At 57.4% G+C, this 23,630-nt stretch carries 21 protein-coding genes; 13 read left to right on the top strand and 8 right to left on the bottom strand.

The annotated features are described in order from the left end of the window. Window positions 1–197 precede the first annotated feature (197 nt). The gene (locus ABLO27_RS22135; protein WP_353035793.1) at window positions 198–1,118 is read right to left on the bottom strand and encodes a LysR family transcriptional regulator; all 921 of its coding nucleotides are present in this window, start codon (window positions 1,116–1,118) and stop codon (window positions 198–200) included. A gap of 121 nt (window positions 1,119–1,239) precedes the next feature. On the opposite strand from ABLO27_RS22135, the gene ABLO27_RS22130 reads away from it, so the two are divergent. The 3 genes from ABLO27_RS22130 (at window position 1,240) to ABLO27_RS22120 (ending at window position 4,893) form a co-directional block, all read left to right on the top strand. Beyond that, entirely contained in the window at window positions 1,240–1,692 is a 453-nt protein-coding gene (locus ABLO27_RS22130) for a (2Fe-2S)-binding protein (protein WP_353035791.1), read from the top strand. Window positions 1,693–1,701: 9 nt separating this feature from the next. Beyond that, on the top strand, window positions 1,702–3,846 hold the full coding sequence (locus ABLO27_RS22125) for a xanthine dehydrogenase family protein molybdopterin-binding subunit (RefSeq protein ID WP_353035790.1): 2,145 nt from the start codon (window positions 1,702–1,704) through the stop codon (window positions 3,844–3,846). Window positions 3,847–4,002: 156 nt separating this feature from the next. After that, window positions 4,003–4,893 (top strand): hypothetical protein, encoded by an 891-nt coding sequence (locus ABLO27_RS22120; protein ID WP_353035788.1) that lies wholly within the window; start codon window positions 4,003–4,005, stop codon window positions 4,891–4,893. A gap of 85 nt (window positions 4,894–4,978) precedes the next feature. Here the strand turns inward: ABLO27_RS22120 and ABLO27_RS22115 are convergent, their stop codons facing one another. Together ABLO27_RS22115 and ABLO27_RS22110 are read right to left on the bottom strand one after the other, a co-directional pair. After that, a complete protein-coding gene (locus ABLO27_RS22115; RefSeq protein ID WP_353035786.1) occupies window positions 4,979–5,680 on the bottom strand; it encodes a GntR family transcriptional regulator in 702 nt (233 codons plus the stop codon). A 16-nt stretch (window positions 5,681–5,696) separates the two neighbouring features. After that, entirely contained in the window at window positions 5,697–7,076 is a 1,380-nt protein-coding gene (locus tag ABLO27_RS22110; protein WP_353035784.1) for a formimidoylglutamate deiminase, read from the bottom strand. A gap of 80 nt (window positions 7,077–7,156) precedes the next feature. Between ABLO27_RS22110 and hutI the strand changes: the two genes are divergently transcribed. From hutI to ABLO27_RS22075, 7 genes are all read left to right on the top strand, one after another. Continuing rightward, on the top strand, window positions 7,157–8,362 hold the full coding sequence (hutI, locus tag ABLO27_RS22105) for an imidazolonepropionase (RefSeq protein ID WP_353035782.1): 1,206 nt from the start codon (window positions 7,157–7,159) through the stop codon (window positions 8,360–8,362). Next, complete coding sequence (gene hutH, locus ABLO27_RS22100) at window positions 8,359–9,915, top strand: histidine ammonia-lyase (RefSeq protein ID WP_353035781.1); 1,557 nt, start codon at window positions 8,359–8,361, stop codon at window positions 9,913–9,915. Before hutI ends, hutH begins: the two co-directional genes overlap by 4 nt. Then, window positions 9,902–10,732 (top strand): N-formylglutamate deformylase, encoded by an 831-nt coding sequence (gene hutG, locus ABLO27_RS22095; RefSeq protein WP_353035779.1) that lies wholly within the window; start codon window positions 9,902–9,904, stop codon window positions 10,730–10,732. The genes hutH and hutG overlap by 14 nt, the downstream gene beginning before the upstream one ends. Beyond that, the gene (gene hutU, locus ABLO27_RS22090) at window positions 10,729–12,402 is read left to right on the top strand and encodes a urocanate hydratase (protein ID WP_353035777.1); all 1,674 of its coding nucleotides are present in this window, start codon (window positions 10,729–10,731) and stop codon (window positions 12,400–12,402) included. Before hutG ends, hutU begins: the two co-directional genes overlap by 4 nt. Before the next feature lie 51 nt (window positions 12,403–12,453). Continuing rightward, a complete protein-coding gene (locus tag ABLO27_RS22085; protein ID WP_352941538.1) occupies window positions 12,454–13,554 on the top strand; it encodes a TRAP transporter substrate-binding protein in 1,101 nt (366 codons plus the stop codon). 260 nt (window positions 13,555–13,814) lie between these two features. Next, a complete protein-coding gene (locus ABLO27_RS22080; RefSeq protein ID WP_353035776.1) occupies window positions 13,815–14,318 on the top strand; it encodes a TRAP transporter small permease subunit in 504 nt (167 codons plus the stop codon). Further along, window positions 14,315–15,865 carry a TRAP transporter large permease gene (locus ABLO27_RS22075; RefSeq protein ID WP_353035774.1) on the top strand — a complete coding sequence of 517 codons (1,551 nt, stop codon included), beginning with the start codon at window positions 14,315–14,317 and terminating at the stop codon, window positions 15,863–15,865. The genes ABLO27_RS22080 and ABLO27_RS22075 overlap by 4 nt, the downstream gene beginning before the upstream one ends. A 10-nt stretch (window positions 15,866–15,875) precedes the next feature. On the opposite strand, the gene ABLO27_RS22070 is transcribed toward ABLO27_RS22075, so the two are convergent. Continuing rightward, on the bottom strand, window positions 15,876–17,255 hold the full coding sequence (locus ABLO27_RS22070) for a glycoside hydrolase family 3 protein (RefSeq protein ID WP_353035772.1): 1,380 nt from the start codon (window positions 17,253–17,255) through the stop codon (window positions 15,876–15,878). A 325-nt stretch (window positions 17,256–17,580) separates the two neighbouring features. Here ABLO27_RS22070 and ABLO27_RS22065 point away from each other — a divergent pair, with 325 nt between their 5' ends. Genes ABLO27_RS22065 through ABLO27_RS22055 form a run of 3 tightly spaced genes read left to right on the top strand, consistent with a single transcriptional unit; the run spans window position 17,581 to window position 19,932 of the window. Continuing rightward, complete coding sequence (locus ABLO27_RS22065) at window positions 17,581–18,288, top strand: ABC transporter permease (RefSeq protein WP_352941545.1); 708 nt, start codon at window positions 17,581–17,583, stop codon at window positions 18,286–18,288. Then, a complete protein-coding gene (locus ABLO27_RS22060; RefSeq protein WP_353035771.1) occupies window positions 18,281–19,099 on the top strand; it encodes an ATP-binding cassette domain-containing protein in 819 nt (272 codons plus the stop codon). The genes ABLO27_RS22065 and ABLO27_RS22060 overlap by 8 nt, the downstream gene beginning before the upstream one ends. Next, window positions 19,096–19,932, top strand: coding sequence for a substrate-binding domain-containing protein (locus ABLO27_RS22055; RefSeq protein WP_353035769.1), 837 nt, complete (start codon window positions 19,096–19,098; stop codon window positions 19,930–19,932). Before ABLO27_RS22060 ends, ABLO27_RS22055 begins: the two co-directional genes overlap by 4 nt. A 174-nt stretch (window positions 19,933–20,106) precedes the next feature. Here ABLO27_RS22055 and ABLO27_RS22050 read toward each other — a convergent pair whose 3' ends face one another. The 4 genes from ABLO27_RS22050 to fdh3B all read right to left on the bottom strand — a co-directional run bounded on the left by ABLO27_RS22050 (window position 20,107) and on the right by fdh3B (window position 23,618). After that, window positions 20,107–20,235, bottom strand: coding sequence for a hypothetical protein (locus ABLO27_RS22050; protein WP_353035767.1), 129 nt, complete (start codon window positions 20,233–20,235; stop codon window positions 20,107–20,109). Further along, window positions 20,232–21,641, bottom strand: coding sequence for a c-type cytochrome (locus ABLO27_RS22045; RefSeq protein ID WP_353035766.1), 1,410 nt, complete (start codon window positions 21,639–21,641; stop codon window positions 20,232–20,234). Before ABLO27_RS22045 ends, ABLO27_RS22050 begins: the two co-directional genes overlap by 4 nt. A 12-nt stretch (window positions 21,642–21,653) precedes the next feature. After that, a complete protein-coding gene (locus tag ABLO27_RS22040) occupies window positions 21,654–22,871 on the bottom strand; it encodes a formate dehydrogenase subunit gamma (protein ID WP_353035764.1) in 1,218 nt (405 codons plus the stop codon). A gap of 153 nt (window positions 22,872–23,024) precedes the next feature. Next, window positions 23,025–23,618, bottom strand: coding sequence for a formate dehydrogenase FDH3 subunit beta (gene fdh3B, locus ABLO27_RS22035; protein WP_352941558.1), 594 nt, complete (start codon window positions 23,616–23,618; stop codon window positions 23,025–23,027). Window positions 23,619–23,630 lie beyond the last annotated feature (12 nt).

Genomic DNA, 23,630 nt, shown 5'->3' with positions numbered 1-23,630 from the left:
AATTCGCAGTTGGACGGAGAGTGGCCGTTTATTGCGGCGTGCATCAAGGTCCACACTGCGCCCTCACATAAGCAATACCGTGGCTAGCAACTAGGCTGCGGAACTGGTCATTCGCTGTGAGAAAGAGTCTGTTTCGCAGCTCTACTTTGCCCCACTGTCTCACTTACACATGTGGAGCACACGAATGGAGAGACTCATTACTTTGTCGTCTTAACAATTTGCTCGACCATCCAACAGATGGCCGGATTGCTGCGCGAGCGCTCGTGCCAAATCAAATGATAAGGGAAAACGTGGCTAGGACGATATGGTACTGCGTTGACGTTGTAATCACGAGCTAACACTGCACCAAATCGGCCGGGAACAGGTGCAACTGCATCAGTGCCGGCGACTATGAATGGCATTGCAGTAAAAAACGGCACCGACAGCGCGGATTTGGCATTCCCGCTTTCGCCCCTTAACACCGGATCTGCTTGTAGAAACTCTTGTGTTGGATAGGAGAATTCTACATGCGGAAATCCGGCGATATCTTCCGGCTCGAGGGCACTGCGCTCTGCAAGAAGGTCTTGTAAGGGATGGCCTTTGCGCATGACCAAAGCATAACCTTCATCGAACAGCTTCTGGACGATGTAATCGCCCTTCATGTTCAGTGTCGCGTAGAGCACGAAGTCAATCTCACCGTCGTCTAGCATCACGAAGCTTTCTGGTACCAATGGCAACACATCCATCGAAACTGAAGGCGCTTCTTTTGTCAGGTTCCGCATCAACGGGCCGATGACACAAGCCACCGCATAGTCGGTACAGGCGATACGAAACTTTCTGCCAGACTCAGCCGGATTGAATTCAGGATTTGTGAAAACCGCCTGCAGGGCGGAAATCGCTTCTAAGACCGGCTCCCGCAAAGACCTGGCGTGATCGGTCAACTGATAACCCTTTTGGGTCCTGATAAGCAGCGGATCGCCGATCAAATGTCGGGTGCGCGCAAGCATGCGACTGGCAGATGGTTGGCTTATCCCAATTATTTCACCAGTGCGTGTCACGCTTCCAGTCTGAAGCAGGACATCGAGAAAACTCAGCACGCGCATACCCAGATTGGCAATTTCTGTATTCATTTTTTGCATGCTTCTTATCCACTATTAGTCATTCCAAGAATGCTTGAGTAAATATATTTTTCTCATCAGCGCAATCGAAAGACAAAGGTTTGCACCGCGATCAAGCCTCAAAAATCCACGGAGAAGCCCCATGACCACGTTGATTATCAACGATGTCCACCATGACGTCGACGCGCCAGGGGACATGCCTCTGCTCTGGGTAATCCGCGATTTAGCTGGTTTGACCGGAACAAAGTTTGGCTGTGGTGCAGGCCTATGCGGTGCATGCACCGTCCACCTGAACGGTGTGGCCGTGCGTTCCTGCCAAACCAGCCTGGATGACGCAGCCGATAGTACCGTCATAACCATTGAACATGTCGGCACAACAGACATCGGCGCTCAAGTTCAGGCCGCATGGCAGGACATAGATGTCCCGCAATGCGGATACTGCCAACCCGGGCAGATAATGTCAGCCGTCGCTCTTCTGTCGAACAGTCCAACTCCTGATGACGCCGCGATAGATGCCGCTATGGCTGGAAATCTGTGTCGATGCGGTACCTACGCACGCATTCGTGCAGCCATTGTTGCTGCTGCGCAGGCTTAGGTGACTATCGTGTCTGAAATTACTGTCTTCAGCCGTCGTGGCTTCTTGGCTTCTGGCGCCGCGCTCGGCGGTGGATTGATTGTGGCCGCGTTCGCTTCAAATCCCTCACTCGCCGAGACAACCCTTCGCGATGATGCCGATACCGATGGAAATGGATTCGCGCCCAATGCCTTCATCGAGATTACTTCGGACGGGCAGGTAACCCTTACCGTCGGAAAGTCCGAAATGGGACAAGGCACGCAGACCGGCATAGCTCAGCTGATAGCAGATGAACTTGGATGTTCTTGGGGATCAATTTCAGTGGTGCAGGCGAAGTCTGCACCAATATTCGGGTTTCCATTCAATGGCTTTATGATCACCGGTGGATCAAGCGGGCTCCGCAGCGAATGGACGCGAATGCGAAAAATGGGAGCAGCAGCCCGCATGATGCTGGAACAAGCTGCAGCCAACAAGTGGAGCGTCGATATCAAGACCCTTTCGGTAGCCGAGGGCGTCGTTGCCGCTCCAGATGGAAGACGAGCGACATTCGCCAGCCTCGTATCTGATGCCTCGAAGCTGCCTGTCCCGGACGATCCTTCGCTGAAGTCTGCCGGTGAACGTTCGGTCATCGGTAGACTGGTCAAACGGCTGGATACAAACCAGAAGACCACCGGTCAGGCGGTTTACGGCATTGATGTTAGGATTCCGAACATGGTAACCGCGGTAGTGATCTCCGCTCCGCAGTTTCAGGCACCCGTTCAGACTTTTGATGCTGAACGAGCGCTGGCCCGTCCGGGTGTCATTGATGTCTTATCAATCTCGACAGGCGTGGCGATCGTTGCGGATCATTTTTGGGCAGCCCATTCAGCCAGTGAAGATGTGGACATCGTATGGGGTCGCGGGCCGTTTGCGGGCATTGACATGGATGATCTTCGCGACGGCTATCGCAGAGCTCTCGACACTCCAGGAAAAATTGCCGAAGCCACTGGTGATGGCGAGGCAGTCGTTGATGGAAGAAGGATTACCCGCGAGTTCGAACAGCCCTATCTGGCTCATGCCTGTATGGAGCCGATGAACTTCACAGTTTCCATCGGTGATGGAGTTGCCGAAGTCTGGGGCCCTACTCAGGCGCAAAGTCTCGTTCAGTCGTCCGTTGGCAAGATAGCCGGGATCGATCCGGAAAACGTTACTGTGCACACGACTTTCCTGGGCGGCGGATTCGGGCGCCGGTCCGCTCAGGACTTCATCGAGGCTGCGACAGAAATCGCGATGGCGACCGGTCGACCTGTCCAACTCATCTACTCTCGGGAAGACGATATGCGTGCTGGAAGATATCGGGCATTCAACCTGACGCGCGCCACCGGAACCCTTGACAAGGTTGGAGAAATCGCCGCGCTTGATATCAAAATCGCAAAGCCGTCAGTCTCCAAATGGTCGCGCCTGCCTTTTCTTATCCGGGATGATGGTGTCGACGAACAAGCTGTCGAAGGGTTGGTCAACTTACCTTATGACATCCCAAACACACGCATCGAATGGATTGATCATGATCCGGGGCTTCCCGTCCATTTCTGGCGGGCGGTCGGTGCGTCGCACAATCCATTTGTCGTAGAGAGTTTGATCGACGATCTGGCACATGTCAGCGGTCAAGATCCGTTGGGGTTACGCCGGAAACTCCTGCGGAGCAAACCGCGCCATCTTGCTGTTCTGGACAAGCTTGCCGACGAAGCCGGGTGGTCAGCCCCGATTAATGCCGATGTGGGACGCGGTGTTGCTCTGGTTACATCCTTTGAGAGCATTGTCGGAGAGGTGGCTGAGGTGCAGATCGTTGATGGCGAACTGCATGTTCACAAGGTAACTTGCGTCATAGACTGCGGGGTTGCGGTGAACCCTGGGCAAGTCGAGGCACAGATGCACTCCAGCATCGTGTTTGGATTGAGTGCATTTCTTCGCGGAGAAATCACGTTATCCGATGGAGAGATAGATCAGTCCAATTTTCATGACTATGAGCCGCTCCGCCTGCCGGAAATGCCGCAAATCAACGTAAGTATTTTGGAAGGGGCTGAAGAACCGGGTGGTGTCGGCGAACCGGGTCTTCCCCCACTCTTGCCAGCTGTTGCAAATGCGGTGTTCAGCCTGACTGGCGAGCGCGTGACGCAACTGCCTTTCCGGCCTTAACAGGGAGTGTCTGGTTACAAGAACAGAAGGGTCATGACCTTCGTTTCAGTAGCGTTCGCCGATCAGCCATGAGGCCACACAGATTTCGCCTCGTTTGCACGATCACGCGTTTCAGGCCTCCCCAGCATTTTCAAAAAAAGTCAAAGGCATATTCCAATGATGAAAACTCTGCATTCTCTGATCGTTTTGATGATGGTCCAACCGGCCTTTGCCGACGAGACAACTGGCGGCGGTCTGCCGCCCTATAGCGAAGCGGTTCTGCCAATCGGATCAGAACTCTTCGCGGTTGCGATTGGTCCAGGTGGTCCAGGGGAGGAGTTTGGCTCAGATGCTGCAAATGGTGGGCTTTATGAGATCGGTGCTGACGGTTCTTTCAAAATCGTCACACTCTCGGATGGTGAAGGGTTGCGGAACCCTACTGGAATGGTCGAAGTCAACGACCAGATCATAATCGTAGACGGAAAGCAGGTTATTTCCACGACACCTGACGGTATTGTCAACTGGCGCACAAGCTTCGATGTGGACGGTGTTTTTTTCTATGATATCGAAGTGTTGGACAAGACCACGCTCGTTGTCAGCGATTTCGGGCGCGGGGTCTTTGTGAGTGTTTCGTCCGAAACGGGCACCATTCAGCCCTATCTCCCGAAAATCCAAATAAACGGCCTTGCCAGGTTTGAAATCGATAACGACAAAATCTTTGCTGCGTCATGGGGCGCTGACGACGCCTGGGACAGCGCTATCTTTCGTGTCTCAGACATACATGGAACCGCGGTGTCTGAAAAACTCTCGGATGGTTTTGGTAACCTCGAATCTGTCGAGGTGATTGATGGGCAATTGATCCTCGGCGCCTATCGTGGCCATGAAGACCATCAAGAGTCCAAGTTGATGAGTTTGGATGCCAAGAGAAACGTGCGGCCATTGAAACTTGGCGCCGATACGCAAGGCGTTTCGGATATCTATTTCGACGGCGGGACCGTGTGGCTAACCTATTTCTATGATGCTTCGTTTTCTGCACTACCGGCCAAACGCTTTTCAGTCGTGCAATAACCCAATCGAAACGCCGAAAACCCGACAGTCCACTCCCGGCCCCATTCAGAACCCACCTTTCAGCGCCAAGGCCGCCCCTTCCCCCTCAGATCTCCGTGCGCATGCGATAGCCGGGAGCGAAGATCAGGCGGACATGTGTGATCGGCACCTCCCCTGACCAGGTAATGCGCTCCATCGCGAACAAGGCTGTTCCGGAAGCTGTGTCCAGTTTTCGGGACAGTGTCTTGTCTGCATTCACCGCAAAAAACGACAGGTCGCCGTGGCTGTAGGGTGCGTTGTGCACCAGCCATTCGTTCGCGCTGACGTCTTCGAAAGACATGTCTTGAGCGCCGGGCGCGGCTTTCAGATTGATGTAGCGTTCTTCAAAGGCATATGGCCGGTCGTCGGCAAAATGCAGTGTCTTCAAAAACAGAACGTCTTCACCCAGTGAAACCTGAAACGCGCCATGCAGCATGGGGGGCAGCGGCCTGAGATCCCGCTCCAGCAAGGAGTGCCTGTAGGTCCGGCCGAGCGCCTCGACCTCTTCACGGATAATCGGAATGGTCAATGTTGCCCGCTGCGGCGGATTGAGTGCCACGCGGGTTCCGGCGCGGCGCTTGCGGATGACGAGGCCACTCTCCGCCAGGTCCCGCAAAGCCCGATTGACGGTGGTTCGTGCGCAGCCAAATTCCTGCGCCAGGTCTGCCTCATGAGGGATCTGCTCCCCCGGTTGCCAGACCCGGTCGTGGATCCTCCGCAAAAGCACTTCGCGGATGCCTGTCCAGGAATTTGTATCGGTCAGCGTCAAATCGGAGCCTGTTCTATCAGAGCCTGTTGCGCAGCGAGGCCATGGTTGCCCGGTATCTCGCACGGATGGCGTCGCCTTTTACATGTTTTCCGTGCTGAACAACATGCCTTCCGGCAGACCAGACATCCGAAACCATCCGGTCGTCGCCGGCAAAGATGTAAGTATCGAGGATTTCATCACCTTCGCGGCCTTCAAGGTCGATGGCCTTGTCATCCAATGCGAGGAAGTCCGCGTAGGCCCCTTCCGCCAGCACGCCGGCCTTGCGCCCGGCGGCCTGTGCTCCACCGGCGACGGCGCCTTCGAAAATGACGCGGCCGGTCGACTTTTCCGGAGTTGCCACGGAAGCCCGGCACTTGTCTCTGAGGCGCTGCGAATATTCCAGCGTGCGCAGCTCTTCCGACAGGGAAATTCTGATATTGGAATCCGAACCGACACCGAAGCGGCCGTTATTTGCAAGATACCGAACCCCATCGAAAATGCCGTCACCAAGGCTGGATTCGGTGATCGGGCAAAGGCCTGCAACAGCACCGGATTTTGCCAGTCCAACCGTTTCTTCCGGCGTCATCTGCGTGCAGTGGATCAGACACCAGTTGGTTGACACATCCTGGTTGGCAAGCAGCCACTCCACCGGCCGTCTGCCCCACGCTGCCTGAACTTCGTCGACTTCAGCAACCTGTTCGGCCAGATGCATGTGCAAGGGGCTTGCGCCGGCGAGGGCCACCGCATTCTTCAGGTCTTGCTGGTCGACTGCGCGAAGGGAGTGGGGCGCAACACCAATAACCGCGTCGGACGGCAGTGACTGAATTGCTTTTGATGCCAACTCGTGCAGCTTCTGGAAACGGTCGAAATCATTGCCGAACCGGATTTGTCCCGGTGCAAGCGGCCGGCGGTCGCAGCCTCCATACTGGTAGAAAACCGGCAAATGCGTCAGACCGATGCCTGTCTCCTGTGCTGCCGCAACGATCCGCTCCGACATCTCCGCGAGGTTATCGTAAGTGGCACCTCCCGCCTGATGATGCAGGTAGTGAAATTCGCCAACGGCCGAATACCCCGCCTCCAGCATCTCCATCTGCACGAATGCGGCGATGGCCTCGACGTCGTCTGGTGTCAGCGCATCCAGGAAGCGGAACATGATCTGCCGCCAGGTCCAGAAACTGTCCCGCGCTTCGGCTCCGCGCCGTTCGCTCATGCCCGCCATTGCGCGCTGGAACGCATGGCTGTGCAGGTTGACTGGAGCCGGCAGCAGAGTTCCGGCCTGCACGCCTTCCGGTTCAGCTCCTTGCCGGACGGACGTGATCACGCCCTTTTCGTCAAAGGTCACCGCGACGTTTTTGGCCCACCCTTCGGGCAGAAGCGCCTTGCCTGCAAAAACCGTCGCACCACTGACTGTCGACATGCCGCTATTCCTTCGTTGACACGTTAATATGTGCATGCATATTATCGTATAACGCAATCTAATCAAGCCGGAGATCACTCGTGTCCCAGCGTGTTCTGACCAATGCCAAGCTGGCAACGCTCACTGAAACAGGTGAGCCCTATGGTTTGATTGAAGACGGTGCGCTGGCGATCGAAGACGGGAAAATCTGCTGGTGCGGCAAAGGTTTGGATCTTCCTGAGCGCTATTCCGATTGGCCTTGCGACGATCTTCAGGGAAGGCTCGTTACGCCTGGTCTGATCGATTGCCACACCCATGTGGTTTTCGGAGGCGACCGGGCTCGCGAGTTTGAAATGCGGCTCGAAGGCGCTTCATACGAGGAAGTCGCCCGCGCAGGCGGCGGCATCGTATCGACCGTCAAGGCAACCCGCGAAGCCAGCGAAGACGAATTGCTCCAGCTTGCGCTTCCGCGCGTCGACGCCCTGATCGCCGAAGGTGTCACGTCCCTTGAGATCAAGTCCGGATACGGCCTCGACCGGGACACCGAACTCAGGATGTTGCGGGCCGCCCGGCGGATCGCCGAAGAACGGCCTGTCAACGTCCGCACCAGTTTCCTCGGCGCCCATGCCATTCCGCCCGAATTCAAGGATCGCCCTGACGATTACCTGAAAGAGGTCTGCCTTCCCGCTCTGGAAGCCGCCCACGCAGAAGGGCTTGTTGATGCGGTCGACGGCTTCTGTGAGGGCATCGCGTTTTCACCTGCGCAAATCGCCCTGGTGTTCGACAAGGCGCGCGCACTGGGCATTCCGGTCAAGCTTCACGCCGAGCAATTGTCCAATCTCGGTGGAACGGCGCTTGCCGCATCCTATGGCGCACTGTCCGCCGATCATCTGGAATATCTTGACGAAGCCGGCGTCAAGGCAATGGCGTCAAGCGGCTCAGTTGCCGTTCTCCTGCCAGGCGCGTTCTACACGCTTCATGAAACCCAGCAGCCGCCTTTGGCGTTGCTTCGCCAGCACAAGGTACCGGTCGCACTGGCAACGGACTGCAATCCGGGCTCCTCTCCGCTCGCGTCTCTGCTGCTGACAATGAACATGGGCTGCACACTCTTTCGCATGACACCGGAAGAAGCACTGGCAGGCGTGACCCGAGAAGCAGCCAAGGCCCTTGGCCTGAACGATCAGGGCACGCTGAAAGCCGGAAACCGGGCCGACCTTGCCGTCTGGAACGTTCGCCATCCGGCCGAACTCAGCTACCGGATCGGCTTCAACGCACTTGAAAAACGCATCTTCGGAGGCTCTGAATGAGCGCCCTTATCCTGACACCGGGGTCCGTCACCCTGGCCGACCTGGAACGCATCTACCGGGAGCAGCTTCCCGTGCGCGTCGACAGGTCCGCCGAAGCGGCAATCAATCTGGCTGCGGAACGTGTTGCCAGGGCAGCACAGGGCGACGACGCCGTCTATGGCGTCAACACCGGCTTCGGCAAGCTTGCCAGCGTCAAGATTGCTGCCGAAGATACCGAAACGCTGCAGCGGAACCTGATCCTGTCTCATTGCTGTGGCGTCGGCGAAGCACTGGACCAGACAACGACGCGGCTGATGATGGTTCTGAAGCTGCTTTCGCTAGGTCGCGGGGCATCCGGGGTCCGCTTCGAGGTTCTGAAACTCATTGAAGATTGCCTGGAAAAAGGTGTGACACCCGTCATTCCGGCACAGGGCTCTGTTGGCGCGTCCGGTGACCTGGCTCCACTTGCGCATATGACAGCGGTTCTGATCGGCGAAGGCGAAGCCGAGTTTGCCGGTGAACGGATGCCGGGTGGCGAAGCCCTCTCCCGGGCAGGCCTGACACCGGTGGTGCTTGGCCCGAAGGAAGGTCTCGGCCTCATTAACGGCACGCAGTTTTCGACAGCCTGCGCACTTGTCGGTCTGATGGAAGCCTGGAGGCTGGCTGAAGCAACGCTGGTGTCGGCAAGCCTTTCCACCGACGCAATCATGGGATCGACCGCACCGTTGCTGCCGGAAATCCACGAGTTGCGTGGCCACCGGGGCCAGATTGAAGTTGCCCGCAGCATGCGCGAAGTCATGGCCGGATCCGAAATCAGGGAAAGTCACCGGGAAGGCGATCAGCGCGTTCAGGATCCTTATTGCATTCGCTGCCAGCCGCAGGTGGCCGGTGCCTGTGTCGACCTGCTGCGCATGGCGGCAACGACGCTCGAGATCGAAGCCAATGCGGCAACGGACAATCCGCTTGTTCTCATCGATACAGACCGGATCGTGTCGGGTGGCAACTTCCACGCCGAACCGGTCGCCTTCGCGGCAGACCAGATCGCTCTGGCCGTGGCGGAACTTGGCGCAATCGCCCAGCGCCGGATTGCTCTGATGGTCGACCCCACCCTTTCCTTCGACCTGCCTCCATTCCTCGCCAAGGACCCGGGCCTCAACTCCGGCATGATGATTGCCGAAGTCACCACGGCTGCCCTGATGAGCGAGAACAAGCATCTTGCCAATCCCTGCTCGACCGACTCCACGCCAACCAGTGCCAACCAGGAAGACCATGTTTCCATGGCGGCGCATGGTGCCCGGCGCCTGGGTCGGATGAACGCAAACCTCTCTCACATTCTGGGTGTTGAACTGCTTTGCGCGATTGAGGGGATCGAGCACCGCGCACCATTGAAGACCAGCCCGGCGCTTCAAGCCGTTATCGATGAACTGCGCTCGCATGTTCCGGCATTGACGCAGGATCGCTACCTTGCACCCGACCTGGAAAAGGCGGCCGACCTGGTACGGTCGCGGGCACTGGTGTCGGTTCTCTCCGAAGATCACATGATCAAGCTTGGAGACGCCTATGCAGCCGGTTGACGTTTTTCGGGGTGAAGGTCCGATTGTTCTGGGCGTCCCGCATTCCGGCACGCATGTGCCTGCCGAAATCTGGGACAAGCTGAATGCGACCGGTCAAAAGCTTGCCGACACCGACTGGCATGTAGACCGGCTTTATTCCGACCTGCTTCCGGGCGCCACGATGGTGCGGGCAAACTTCCATCGCTACGTCATCGACGCAAATCGCGATCCGGAAGGCGTCAGCCTCTACCCAGGTCAGAATACGACCACCTTGTGTCCGACCACCGACTTTGACGGTCGCCCGATTTATCTTGAGGGACAGGAACCAGGCGTTGCCGAGATCGAGGCTCGCCGTCTTTCATGGCACGCGCCCTATCATGCAGCCCTGCTGGCCGAACTGGAACGGGTAAGGGCAAAGCACGGTGTTGCGATCCTCTACGATTGCCACTCCATTCGCTCGGTGGTGCCCTTTCTGTTTGAAGGCACGCTGCCCGACTTCAACACCGGCACCAACAACGGCGCGACTTGCGCCCCGGCGATCGAAGCCGCCGTTTACGAAAGAACCAAAGCTGCTGAAGACTACACGTGCGTCTTGAACGGCAGGTTCAAGGGTGGGTGGACAACGCGCCACTATGGCCGGCCTGACGAAGGCTTCCACGCCGTTCAGATGGAACTTGCCCAAAAGACCCATCTTGCCACCGAAGACACGCCCTTTGCCTATGACGAAGAAAAGGCGGAGCGCTTGCGCCATCACCTCAAGAACATCCTCGGCGCGCTGCAAGATCTCGCGCCGGCACTCGCCGAACAAGACAAAAAAACTCCAGGGAGCGAACGATGACAGATCGCCGCCACAACGCACGCGACGTATTTCCGCCAACCGGCACTGAACTCAACACCAAGTCATGGCTGACCGAAGCTCCGTTGCGCATGCTGATGAACAATCTTCATCCGGATGTCGCGGAGAACCCGCATGAGCTGGTCGTTTATGGCGGAATCGGCCGCGCAGCCCGTACCTGGGAAGATTTCGACCGCATCGTCTCCAGCCTCAAGACATTGAACGAAGACGAGACGCTTCTGGTGCAGTCCGGCAAGCCTGTTGGTGTCTTCAAGACCCACAAGGATGCTCCGAGAGTTCTGATCGCAAACTCGAACCTGGTGCCGAACTGGGCAAACTGGGATCACTTCCACGAGCTCGACAAGAAGGGCCTGGCCATGTACGGCCAGATGACCGCCGGATCGTGGATCTATATCGGCACACAAGGCATCGTTCAGGGCACTTATGAGACCTTCATGGAAGCCGGTCGCCAGCACTATGACGGCAATCTGAAAGGACGCTGGATCCTGACAGGCGGTCTCGGTGGCATGGGTGGTGCTCAGCCTCTGGCAGCGGTTATGGCCGGGGCCTGCTGCCTTGCCGTTGAATGTGACGAGAAAAGCGCCGACTTCCGTCTGCGCACCCGTTACGTCGATGAAAAGACCCACTCGCTCGATGAGGCTCTTGAGCTGATCGATCGCTGGACGAAGGCAGGCGACGCCAAGTCCGTGGCACTCATCGGCAATGCGGCAGATGTTTTCGCAGAACTGGTCAAGCGCGGTGTGAAGCCGGACATCGTCACGGATCAGACTTCCGCTCATGACCCGGTCAACGGTTACCTGCCGCAAGGCTGGACCGTTGCCGAATGGCGCGCCAGGGCCGAGACCGATCCGAAGGCGGTCGAGAAAGCCGCCCGCGCTTCCATGCGCGTTCATGTCGAGGCCATGGTCGATTTCTGGAATGCCGGTGTGCCGACGCTCGACTACGGCAACAACATTCGCCAGGTCGCGCTGGAAGAAGGTTTCGAAAACGCCTTTGCCTTCCCGGGGTTCGTTCCGGCCTATATTCGTCCGCTCTTTTGCCGTGGCATCGGACCGTTCCGTTGGTGCGCGCTTTCCGGTGACCCTGAGGATATCTACAAGACCGATGCCAAGGTGAAGGAACTGATCTCGGATGATCCGCATTTGCACAACTGGCTGGACATGGCCAGGGAGCGGATTTCATTCCAGGGTCTTCCGGCACGCATCTGCTGGGTTGGCCTTGGCCAGCGTCACCGTCTGGGCCTTGCCTTCAACGAAATGGTTCGCAACGGCGAGCTGAAGGCACCGATCGTGATCGGCCGCGACCACCTGGACTCCGGTTCCGTCGCCTCGCCGAACCGCGAAACCGAAGCCATGCAGGACGGTTCCGACGCCGTCTCGGACTGGCCGCTTCTCAACGCCTTGCTGAACACGGCCTCGGGCGCGACCTGGGTGTCGCTGCACCATGGCGGCGGTGTCGGCATGGGCTTTTCACAGCATTCCGGCATGGTGATTTGCTGCGATGGCACTGAAGATGCCGACCGCCGCATTGAACGCGTGCTTTGGAACGACCCGGCCACCGGTGTGATGCGTCACGCCGATGCCGGTTACGAAATCGCGCTTGATTGCGCGAAAGAACAGGGGCTTAACCTGCCGGGGATATTGGGCAATTAGAACCCAAGGCAGAACGCTCTTATCCGGAACCTTGAAACGAGGGGAAATAGTATGAAAAGACGTGATTTTCTGAAAGCCGGTGCAACGGGAACCGTGGCCGCCGCAGCAGCAACAACTCTGGCCGCTCCCGCCATTGCACAGGACGTGCGCCAGTGGCGAATGGTCACCGCATGGCCGAAAAACCTTCCCGGCCCAGGTGTTGCCGCACAGATGCTGGCTGACCGCATCACCGCCCTGTCCGGTGGCCGCATCGAAGTCAAGCTGTTCGCTGCCGGCGAAATCGTGCCGGGCAACGGCGTCTTCGATGCCGTTGGCCAGGGAACTGCCGAATTGTACCACGCGGTTCCTGCCTACTGGGGCTCCAAGTCCAAGGGCATTCTTCTGTTCGGTTCCCAGCCATTTGGTCTGACAGCACCGGAACAGGCAGGCTGGCTGATCCATGGTGGAGGTCAGGCGCTCTATGATGAAATCTATGGCCGCTTCAACCTGAAGCCATTCCTTTGCGGCAACTCCGGACCGCAGTGGGCCGGCTGGTTCCGTACCGAGATCAACAGCGTTGACGACCTGAAAGGCCTGAAGTTCCGTTCAACGGGTCTTGCTTCCGAAATGTGCTCCAAGCTCGGAATGGCCGTTCAGGCCATGAGTGGCCCGGCAATGTTCCAGGCCCTCCAGTCCGGTGCCCTCGACGCGGGTGAATTCATTGGCCCGTGGACGGACAGTGCCCTCGGTTACTATCAGATCGCAAAGAACTACTACTGGCCGGGTGTTGGCGAACCGTCATCTGCAGAAGAGTGCGCGGTCAACCTGGAAGCCTATAACGACCTGCCGGATGATCTGAAAGCAGCGGTTTCCCACGCTTGTGCCAGCCTCTACAACGACGTCCTGACTGAGTACAACACCAAGCACGCCCAGGCCCTGACCCAGCTGGTCAACGAGCATGACGTGATGGTGCGCAAGCTTCCGGACGATGTCATCGTTGCCATGGGCAATGCAGCGGGCGAAGTGATTGCCGACCTGCGCGCAAGTGACGACGAGCTTGTCCAGCGGATCACCGAAAGCTTCCTCGCCTACCGCAAACTGATGCGTGAATACATGCCGTACGCCGACAACGGCCAGATGAACGCACGTCTGCTCGACTATCAGTACGACTGAGCAAACACGATCGAGTGAACTGACCAAACTCACAGTGGAGGGACTTTTCAGCCCCTCTACTGCCTGAATTGTCATCCCTGCGAAGGCGGGGATCCAGTACCAGGCCGAATCGTGCTTATGCTACATCTGACGACCCGGATTGCTGGATCCCGGTCTTGCCGCTGACGCGTCAAACCGGGATGACAACCAGTGCAAAACTGTTCCCTTTTCAGACAGAGCATGTCGGGCGACGACACTTTAAAACGGCAGGACCAACTGCGATGGAAAGACTTGCGGGCGCGCTGGAGCGCGTCAATGCCGTAATAGGCCACACGCTTTGCTGGGCAGCTCTCGGCATGCTGTTGCTGCAATTCGTGATCGTGCTGCTACGCTACGTCTTCGGGTACAGTTTCATTTTCCTTGATGAAGGCGTGCTCTATTTCCACGCAGCGATCTTCATGCTGGGGGCCGGATATACGTTTCTCGTAAACGCCCACGTCCGGGTAGATATCTTTTACGCCAAGTGCACCAAACGCACCCAGGCCTGGATTGACCTATTCGGCCATCTGTTCCTGCTCACACCGGCACTTGTCGTCCTCATGTGGTTTTCCTGGCCTTATGTCCGCGGAAGCTGGGCCATATTGGAGGGTCCGATTTCAGTTGGCGGAATTCCAGCCTCCTTTCTTCTGAAATCACTTATTCCGGCCTATTGCATATTGCTGCTTGTTCAAGGCCTGGCGGCACTGATCCGTGACATCTTGCGCCTGAAAGGCCACCAAGCATGAGCCTGCCTCTCGACCTCATCATGTTCGGCGCACTGATCGCCTTCATCCTGCTTGGTTATCCGGTTGCCTTCACCATTGCCGGCGTTGCCACCGGTTTTGCCCTTCTTGGCTGGATACTCGGCGACTTCAACATTCAACTCATGGGCGCCATGGGCCAGCGCTTTTTCGGGGTTCTGACCAATCCGGTCCTGACGGCCATTCCGCTCTTCGTGTTGATGGGTGTCATTCTGGAAAAGAGCCGGATCGCCGAGGAGCTTCTGGAAACGATGGGCCGCCTCTTCGGCCGCATGAATGGCGGGCTCGGTGTGTCCGTTGTCCTGGTCGGTGCGTTGCTCGCAGCCTCCACAGGCATCGTCGGAGCAACGGTTGTTGCCATGGGCCTGATTGCCCTGCCGACCATGTTGCGCAATGGTTACGATCCGAAACTTGCTTCCGGCATGGTTTGCACCGCCGGGACACTCGGCCAGATCATTCCGCCCTCGACGCTGCTGATCATTCTCGCAGATGTCATGTCGAACGCCTTCCAACAGGCGCAGTATGCCCAAGGCAAATTCACCATCGAGACCATTTCGGTGGGCCAGACCTTTGCCGCCGCCATGGTGCCGGGCCTGCTGCTCGTGGTCGTCTATTGCCTCTACATTCTTGGCCGTGCGCGGCTGTTCCCCAGCGACGCTCCGGCAATGAAAGAGCATGTCGACCAACCTTCGACCAGAGAAATCGCGGCCGCAATCGTACCGCCCATTCTCCTGATCATCGCGGTTCTTGGGTCGATCCTCGGCGGCATCGCCTCCCCCAACGAAGCAGCTTCGGTTGGGGCTATCGGCGCCATTCTTCTTGCGGGTCGTCGCCTGGGCGTTTCCACCCGCCTGATCGTTCTGGCAACAGCCGCTCTTCTCTTTCTGGCCGTTGCGGCAACGGTAATGCCCGTCCGCCTGCAACGCTCGGACATCACCATCGGCGGCTACATTCTTGCAGCGGTCTACGCCGGATTGGCCATTTTCTCGCTTGGCGTTGTCCTGCGCATCCTGAAAGCAGCTTTTTCCGACGGTCTTCTGAAGGCCTCTCTTCTGTCGACCCTCACCGTCACCTCGATGATCTTCGCGACCATCCTGATGGCAAGTTTCTTTTCCCTGGTCTTTGTTGGCCTCGGCGGTGAAGACCGCGTGCATGACATTCTCAACGAAATGCCCGGCGGACCGACAGGCGCCCTCATCTTTGCCATGCTGTTTGTTTTCGTTCTCGGCTTCTTCCTTGATTTTGTCGAGATCTCGGTGATCCTGCTGCCGGTGCTGATCCCGCCGCTTATCCTGATGGGCATCGATCCGATCTGGTTGACGGTTCTGATCGCGATCAACCTTCAAACCTCCTTCCTGACCCCGCCGTTTGGCTTTTCGCTGTTCTATCTGAGAGGAGCGGCACCAAAGGAAATCACCACCGGTCAGATCTATCGAGGCGTCGTGCCCTTCATCCTGTTGCAGATATTGGCGGTCGGCATTCTCTGGATCTTCCCGATAATCGCGACATGGCTGCCACGAACGCTCTATTGAGGGTCGCGTCCTAAGGCGCGAAACCTTCCGGCAGGTTCAGCCGCGGGCCGTGCAAGGAAGCATCAGCATTTTCGGGTATCCGGTTTTGCCGGTTGTCCAATCCTGCTTCTGGTGCCGCGGCTGCAGAGCGATCGGAGCCAGGCTTCGGAATTGGAGGTGACGGGATCACTTCAAGGCGATGTTTCAGCTCGCGTATGCGCTCATACGCGGCCGTTATTTTCTGCTCGAGCTTCGGATCCTTCCCGACGGCTTCAATCAGAATGGCGGCAACCTTGGCAGGTATGTTCGGATCGGGGCGCTTGTCGTTCGCGAACAGAAGAATATCGGTACCCGCATTCACTGCGCCAACAACTGCATCGGCAAAGGCATAATTTCTTCGGATCGCATCCATCTGCAAATCGTCCGAGATGATCACCCCCTGAAATCCAAGCTTGCCACGCAAGACTTCTGTCAGGGCGGTGGCGGAGAGCGAGACCGGAAACGTTTCGTCCGGCGTCTGCAATGCCTTGTTATGAACATGTGCCGTCATGATCAGATCCGCTCGCCCTTGCGATATCAGGCGTTCGAACGGCTCCAGCTCCTTTGGTGACCATGTCCTGGAAACATCGACCATCCCCTTGTGACTGTCCCGCCAGCTGGATCCATGGCCGGGAAAATGCTTCAACGCCGTCATGACGCCTTCACTGCGATGCTCGTCAATGAAGGCTGCGCTGTAGCTGATCACCACTTCCGGGTTTCTGGAATAGGATCGCCCGAGACGACCGATTATCGGATTGCGAGGATTGATGTCGAGATCGACGACCGGTCCTAGATTGAGATTGAATCCCCAGTTCGACAGGTTCTTGGCCAGAAGGCGATAAGCAGCTGCCGCCTTTTCCCGATTGCGCGCCCGTGCCATCCGTTTTGCAGACAAGGTCTGCGGGAATCCATGCCACCGCTTGAGGCGTTGTACCTTTCCTCCTTCCTGATCGATTGCAATGAGCGGCGGTGCATGCGCTGAAGCAACCTCCTTCAGTCCCGCGTTCATCTGCAGGATTGCCGCTCGGTTCTTGAGGTTCCTGCCGAGATAAAGGACGCCGGTCACTTCGCCATTCTTCAGTTGACGTTGAACCAGCTGATAGCCGGACTGTCCGGTGCCGTTTCCCAGAAAACCGACAAGGATCATCTGGCCGATTTTTCGCTTGAGTTCCCTTTCAGCCTCGGCTTTCGCAACCGCATCGGCCTTTTCCGGCTTCGAACCGGGAATTGCACCGGCAGGTAATTCGACCTCAGTGATGTGACGCGAGATGGTTGACGAGGGCGCCTCATGCGCGACAGTTGGATGAGCCTCTGCAAAGAGCAATTGCAGGGCAAACAAGACACCGGAACTCAGGATGCTCAAACCCCTCACAACCGGCACCGCCTTTCAGTCCAAACAGCTAGAGGCCAAATTCCGCGAGCGAAATTTTACGAGAGCTCCCGTCGCGACGCAATCTGGCGCGCCATGACCCGACATTCTGAAAACAAGGTCGTGATCACCACAGTCCCGATCCATATTGAATTGAACACGGAACGTAGAAACAATCTCCCGAAAGTGCGGCACTCACCAAATCTCATTCGAGACACGAGTACCCAAGCAGCAACTATGGCGCTTTTGATGCTGAATGAGGCGCATTCAGCTTTTATTTTTATGCATTTTACGTTATTTTTTCCCATGAACGGGAGGAAATACAGGAATGGACAGTTTCTGGAGTGTGCTCGGCGGCGCTTTCGGCCTTGTCTTCGCACTTGATCCGGACCTGATGGAAATCATTGGCCTGTCCATGCGGGTGACCCTGACGGCTGTCTTTTTCGCCTGCCTGATCGGCCTTCCCCTCGGTGCCGCAGTCGGAGCTTTCCGGTTTCCAGGTCGCACATTTCTGGCTGTTGTCCTGAATGCTCTCATGGGGCTGCCCCCGGTCGTTGTCGGCCTGCTTGTTTACCTGATGCTGTCTGCAACCGGTCCTCTCGGTCCGCTCAGACTGCTCTATACCCCAACTGCCATGATCATCGCGCAGATGGTTCTGGTGACACCCATCGTTGCCGCCCTGACCCGGCAACTCGTTGAGGATCTCTATCGTGAGTATTCCGAGCAGTTTGCCTCGATGGGCGTCGGTCCGCTCGACCGATTGACGTCGCTCCTGTGGGATGCTCGTTACAGCCTTCTCACGGTTGCGCTCGCCGGCTTTGGCCGCGCCGTTGCAGAAGTCGGAGCCGTGATCATCGTTGGAGGCAACATCAACCACGTGACCCGCGTCATGACGACAACAATCGCGCTGGAAACCTCAAAGGGCAATCTTCAGCTTGCCCTGGCACTCGGCGTCATTCTCCTTCTGATCGCTTTCGTCGTGAATGCCTGCGTCATGGCCCTTCGGGCATCAGCCGCGAGGGCCGCCTATGCGTGATCTTGCTTTCGACACGGCATCCGCACCTTCCTCGTCGCCGCTCGCCCATCAGGAGGCTCCCCTTCTGGAGGCCAACGGACTTACGTTTTCAGCCGGCAAGGAAGTTCTGCTCGATGGTGTCGACCTTCAAATCCGGCAAGGCTCGCGCACATTGATCATGGGCCCCAACGGAGCAGGCAAAAGCCTGTTGCTACGTCTTCTTCACGGGCTGCTCAAAGCCCATCAGGGCGAGGTACTCTGGCAATCGAAACCGTTGAGCGCGCAGGCGCGGCGCACACAGGCAATGGTTTTCCAGCGCCCGGTTCTGCTGCGCCGCTCCGTTCTGGCCAATCTCAAGTTTGCGCTTTCTGTACGCGGTCTGCGCGGTGGAGATCGGGCCAGGAAAATCGACAAGGCCCTGGCATCGGCAGGCCTGTCGCATCTGGCGCAGCGGCCAGCCCGCCTGCTTTCCGGTGGTGAACAACAACGCCTTGCCGTGGTGCGGGCGATTGCATGTGAACCGTCGCTTCTCTTTCTGGATGAGCCGACTGCCAACCTGGACCCCGCCTCCACCGCAGCCATTGAAGACCTGCTGATGGATGCCAATGCCCGTGGCGTAACCATTGTTCTGGTGACCCATGACGCCGGCCAGGCCAGGCGATTGGGCGAAGACGTGATCTTTCTGCAGGGCGGCAAGGTTGCCGAGACCGGTTCAGTCGAAGAGGTTCTCAATTCTCCTCAAAGCGAACCAGTACGCGCCTGGCGCGACGGTCGTCTCTATCTTGGACCCAACACCCAAATTTTGCGTGATCACTCCGGGAGGATCAGTTGATCAAAAGAGCTTTTCTGGCGCTCCTCGGCGCCGCCATGATTTTTCAACTAGCAGGTCAACAGGCAGAGGCAGACGAGAAATTCATCATCGTTCAATCGACCACGTCTACCCAGAATTCGGGTCTGTTCGATTATCTTCTGCCCAGGTTCCAGGACAGGACCGGCATTCAGGTCAGAGTGGTTGCCGTTGGCACCGGACAGGCTATCAGGAATGCCGCCAATGGCGACGGCGATGTTCTGCTGGTTCATTCAAAACCATCTGAAGAGAAATTTGTTGCCGACGGCTTTGGCGTCGCCCGCTCGGATGTCATGTACAATGACTTTGTAATCGTAGGTCCGGCCTCCGACCCGGCGAAGATATCCGGTTCGAACAATGTGATTGAGGCCCTTCGGAAGATCGCCGAAGCCAAAGCTCTGTTCGCTTCCCGAGGCGACGATAGCGGCACGCACAAGGCTGAGCTGAGAATATGGAAAGCTGCTGAAATTGATGCCGGCGCGGCATCTGGCGATTGGTACCGGGAGACCGGTTCGGGAATGGGCGCAACCCTGAACACCGGCACCGGAATGGGCGCTTACATCATGACCGATCGCGCCACCTGGATCGCCTTCGGCAACAAGGCCGACTTCGAAATCATGGTTGAGGGTGACCCGAAGATGTTCAACCAGTATGGCGTTGTTCTGGTGAACCCAGAGACCCATCCGCATGTAAAGGCGAAGTTGGGACAGGCTTTTGTCGACTGGTTGCTGTCAAAGGAAGGTCAGGCGGCGATAGCGTCCTACAAGGTGGACGGACAGCAGCTGTTTTTCCCGAATGCGAATGACGGGTCCAGCTGACTTCATTTTTGTCAACGTTTTCAGCTGCAAGCAGATGAAATTGCCCTTGCTCGTAACCAAATTGGGAGAGGGCAGACACTCGGCGTCGCGAATGTCTGCCCTCTAACCCGCTCCCTCTCCTCCCCACAAGGAGAGGGAGTAGCTCTCATGCCCATGACGTCTCGCCTCCGGCACCTAATCTCCCAATCGTACTGAAGAACTGCTCGTCTGCTCGGCACTGGAGAAACCCAGATGTTCCAGGACCTGGTTGGCCCCGATCGCAATAACCGCGATCGCAACAAAGGCAAGAAGCATGGCTTTCATTGCGTTCCTCCACCAGTTGTTTCGGCGTTTGTTGCCGTTTTCAGGAAGTCTATCAGATCGTCGCGGTCTTCCGAGCCGGTTATCCGCTGCATTGGCATTTTGGATCCCGGAATGAAGTGATCCGGCCCATCCAGGAACAGTTGGTCGATCGTCTCTTCCGACCAGATAATATCAGAACCGGCCAGGGTCTCTGAATAGGGATACCCTTCCAGGGTCCCCGCCTTCCTGCCGAAAACATTGTAAAGCGTCGGCCCGGCCTTGCGTCCGCCATCAATGGTCAGGGCGTGACAGATCGAACACTTGCGCGCGAATTGCCGCTCGCCGTTGGACATGTCTTCCGGTTTGCGCAGAAACTGTGGTGTTTCCTGTGCCATGGGATCGTAGGACGCAAGATCTGCCACCGGCCAGGAATAAACGATGTTCTCGATCCCCCCGGCATGCAGCACCTGACCATCCTTTGAAAACGCCAGCGCCCAGATTGGCCCTTTCAACGCCGCCTTGAAATCCTTTTCGATCGACCAGGATTTCGTGTCGATAACGGTAATGAAACCGTGACCGTCCCCCGTTGCCAGCCGCGACCCATCCGGACTGAGTGCCATTGCCAGGATTGGGCGGCGCTCAAGCGCAAAGTCATGCAACCTCTCATCCGTCGCAAGGTCAACGATCCGGGTCACACCATCTTGCGAGCCATAGGCAACCCATGCAGCCGATCCCGCCTTGTCACCCCCGAGCACCATCACGTTGATGCCGAAGCCATTCCGGTCAATGACGCGCTTCTCGACATTCTCTCCGAGTTCCCAGAGCTTGATCGAGCCGTCGACGGAGGCAGAAAAAAGCCACTTGCCATCCCGCGAAAACGCAATCTTGTTGACGCCTGCGGTGTGTCCTTCAAGAAACACTGGCTCGCCACCGCTCAAAGGCCAAAGCCCGATACGGGTGTCCCAGCTGGCGCTGGCAATCAATTGACGATCAGGAGAAACGGCAAGCCCTGTCACCTTGGCCGTGTGCCCCTGCAAACGGGTCTTTGTTCCGGTCTCCAGATCCCAAAGGATCAGGTCATTGTCGTCACCGGCAGAAACGATGCGGGTTCCGTCAACGAACTGAACCACCTTCACAGCCGCCTCGTGCCCCTCAAGCCAACGGGGCGTCCGGCCCGACCAGACCCCTACCGAATTGTCGAAACTCGCCGTTGCGACAAGTCCGTTTGTCGGTGAAACGGAGATATCCATCACCGGCCCGCCATGCCCTTTCAGGGTTTGAAATTCAGCTCCGGACCCCGGCGAACTCAAACAGGTGAAGAGCAGAACGGCGAAAGCGGTTGGCGCGACAGTCACGGAAACACGCCACTTATCTGCCACGCCCTTCAGACTGCCGATCAACGAACGAAAGCCGCGGGAAACACGCATGATGTCTTGCGCCTATTCGGCTGGTACAGCGTGTTTGGCATCGGCCTGCCTTTCGGCTTCCTCTACCTCTTCCACCCAGAGGCCGTGGTGTTCGCGCGCCCACTGCAGTTCAACCTCACCTGATCCCATCGCTTCATACGCGCCTTCCATGCCGACCGAGCCGATATAGATATGTGCCAGGATCATCGCCATCATCAGGAAGGCGACAATGGCATGCCAAAGTTGCGCGAATTGCATCTCCTCATGAGGAGCAAGTTGCGTCGGCAACGTGCCGAACCCGAGAAGCTGCGGAATACCGGTTGCGTTCAGAACCTCGAAAGTGGCCGCAAACATCGGAAATTCGAAGGGAAAGAGAAGCGATACTCCGGAGATAGAAATGGAAGCTCCCAGGACGATCACGCCCCAGAAAATGAGTTTCTGGCCGAAATTGAATTTTCGCGCTGGCGGGTGCACGCCCTTCTTGAACAGTCCTCCGCCGACTGCGATCCATTTCAGGTCGGTCTTGTTCGGTATGTTATGAGAAACCCACATAACAAAGACCATGATGAGGCCAAGAATAAAGGCCCAGGCGACATTGTTGTGGATCCACTTTGAGGCCAGGGCAACAGGAGCAAAGGCATCCTTGCCGATCAGCGGGATGATCGCGAACCGACCGAATAGGGTCAGCAATCCGGTGATTGCAAGCAGGATGAAACTTCCGGCAAGCAGCCAGTGACCAAACCTCTCAATTGCCTTGAAGCGGGTGATGGTCTGGCCGGTTTTCTGGCCGTCTATCCTGATGCGGCCGCGAAGGAGATAAAAGAGCGCAAGAAACACGAGTGTGCCGAGCAGCAGGTAGGCACCGTAAGTCGCCAACGGCCCCTTGCGCCACTCCAGCCAGCGCATACCGCCATCCTGCATCAGAACCGTAGCGGGTGTTCCGCCGGACGATACGGTGATGTCTGCGGTGCCGTACCGCAACGCCCTCCAGAGCTCAGGGTCGGAAACTCCGCCCAGCGTGCCCAGCTGTGAAGAGATTGATGCAGCTGAATTTGGATCCCCGGTGGCGCTTCGGCGGAAATCATAATCCACCTTTTCACCGCGTTGACGCCGCATGATGTCTTCCAGCGTTTGTGCACCGCCGGTCGCGGCCCGCTCAGTTGCCTGTTCCTGGCTCGGAGCCTGATCCTGCGCAAACCCTTGTGTCAGGAAAGCAAGAAGAACGACAGCCGCCAGTATCAAACGCTTCATGACGGGATCCTCACACCTGAAATCAACGGAGACAGACGGGGCGGCACGCGCCAACGCATGCCGGCAAGCACCGCCCCTGTCCAAATATTGTTGCTACCTACTCAATGTCAGCGGCTACCCGCGTGAACGGGTACCCGCATCCTTGAGTTCGGGTCAGCCGCCTTTCTGGCCGTAGGCCGTACCCCAACCCCAGGCACCCGAGCCGAAGCCGCGTGCAACGACGCGTTCACGGTAGATGGCTGAAACAACGTCGCCATTACCGGCCAGCAGAGCCTTGGTGGAGCACATTTCCGCACAGAGCGGCAGTTTGCCTTCGGCAATACGGTTGCTGCCGTATTTTGCCTTTTCGACGGTCGAATTGTTTTCTTCCGGACCACCAGCGCAGAAGGTGCACTTGTCCATTTTGCCGCGCGAACCGAAGTTGCCCGCCTGCGGGAACTGCGGTGCACCGAACGGACAGGCATAGAAGCAGTAGCCGCAGCCAATGCAAAGGTCCTTGGAATGCAGGACCACACCTTCTTCGGTCTGGTAGAAACAATCGACCGGGCACACCGCCATGCAGGGCGCGTCCGAACAGTGCATGCAGGCCACGGAGATCGACCGTTCGCCGGGCTTACCATCGTTGATGGTCACGACGCGGCGTCGATTGATCCCCCACGGCACTTCGTTTTCGTTCTTACACGCCGTAACGCAGGCATTGCACTCAATGCAGCGTTCGGCATCACAAAGGAACTTTGATCTTGCCATTGCGTCTCCTCC

The sequence above is a fragment of the Roseibium sp. SCP15 genome, from assembly GCF_040329435.1.
GTDB lineage: Bacteria > Pseudomonadota > Alphaproteobacteria > Rhizobiales > Stappiaceae > Roseibium.
This window is presented reverse-complemented; position numbering and strand designations above follow the sequence as displayed.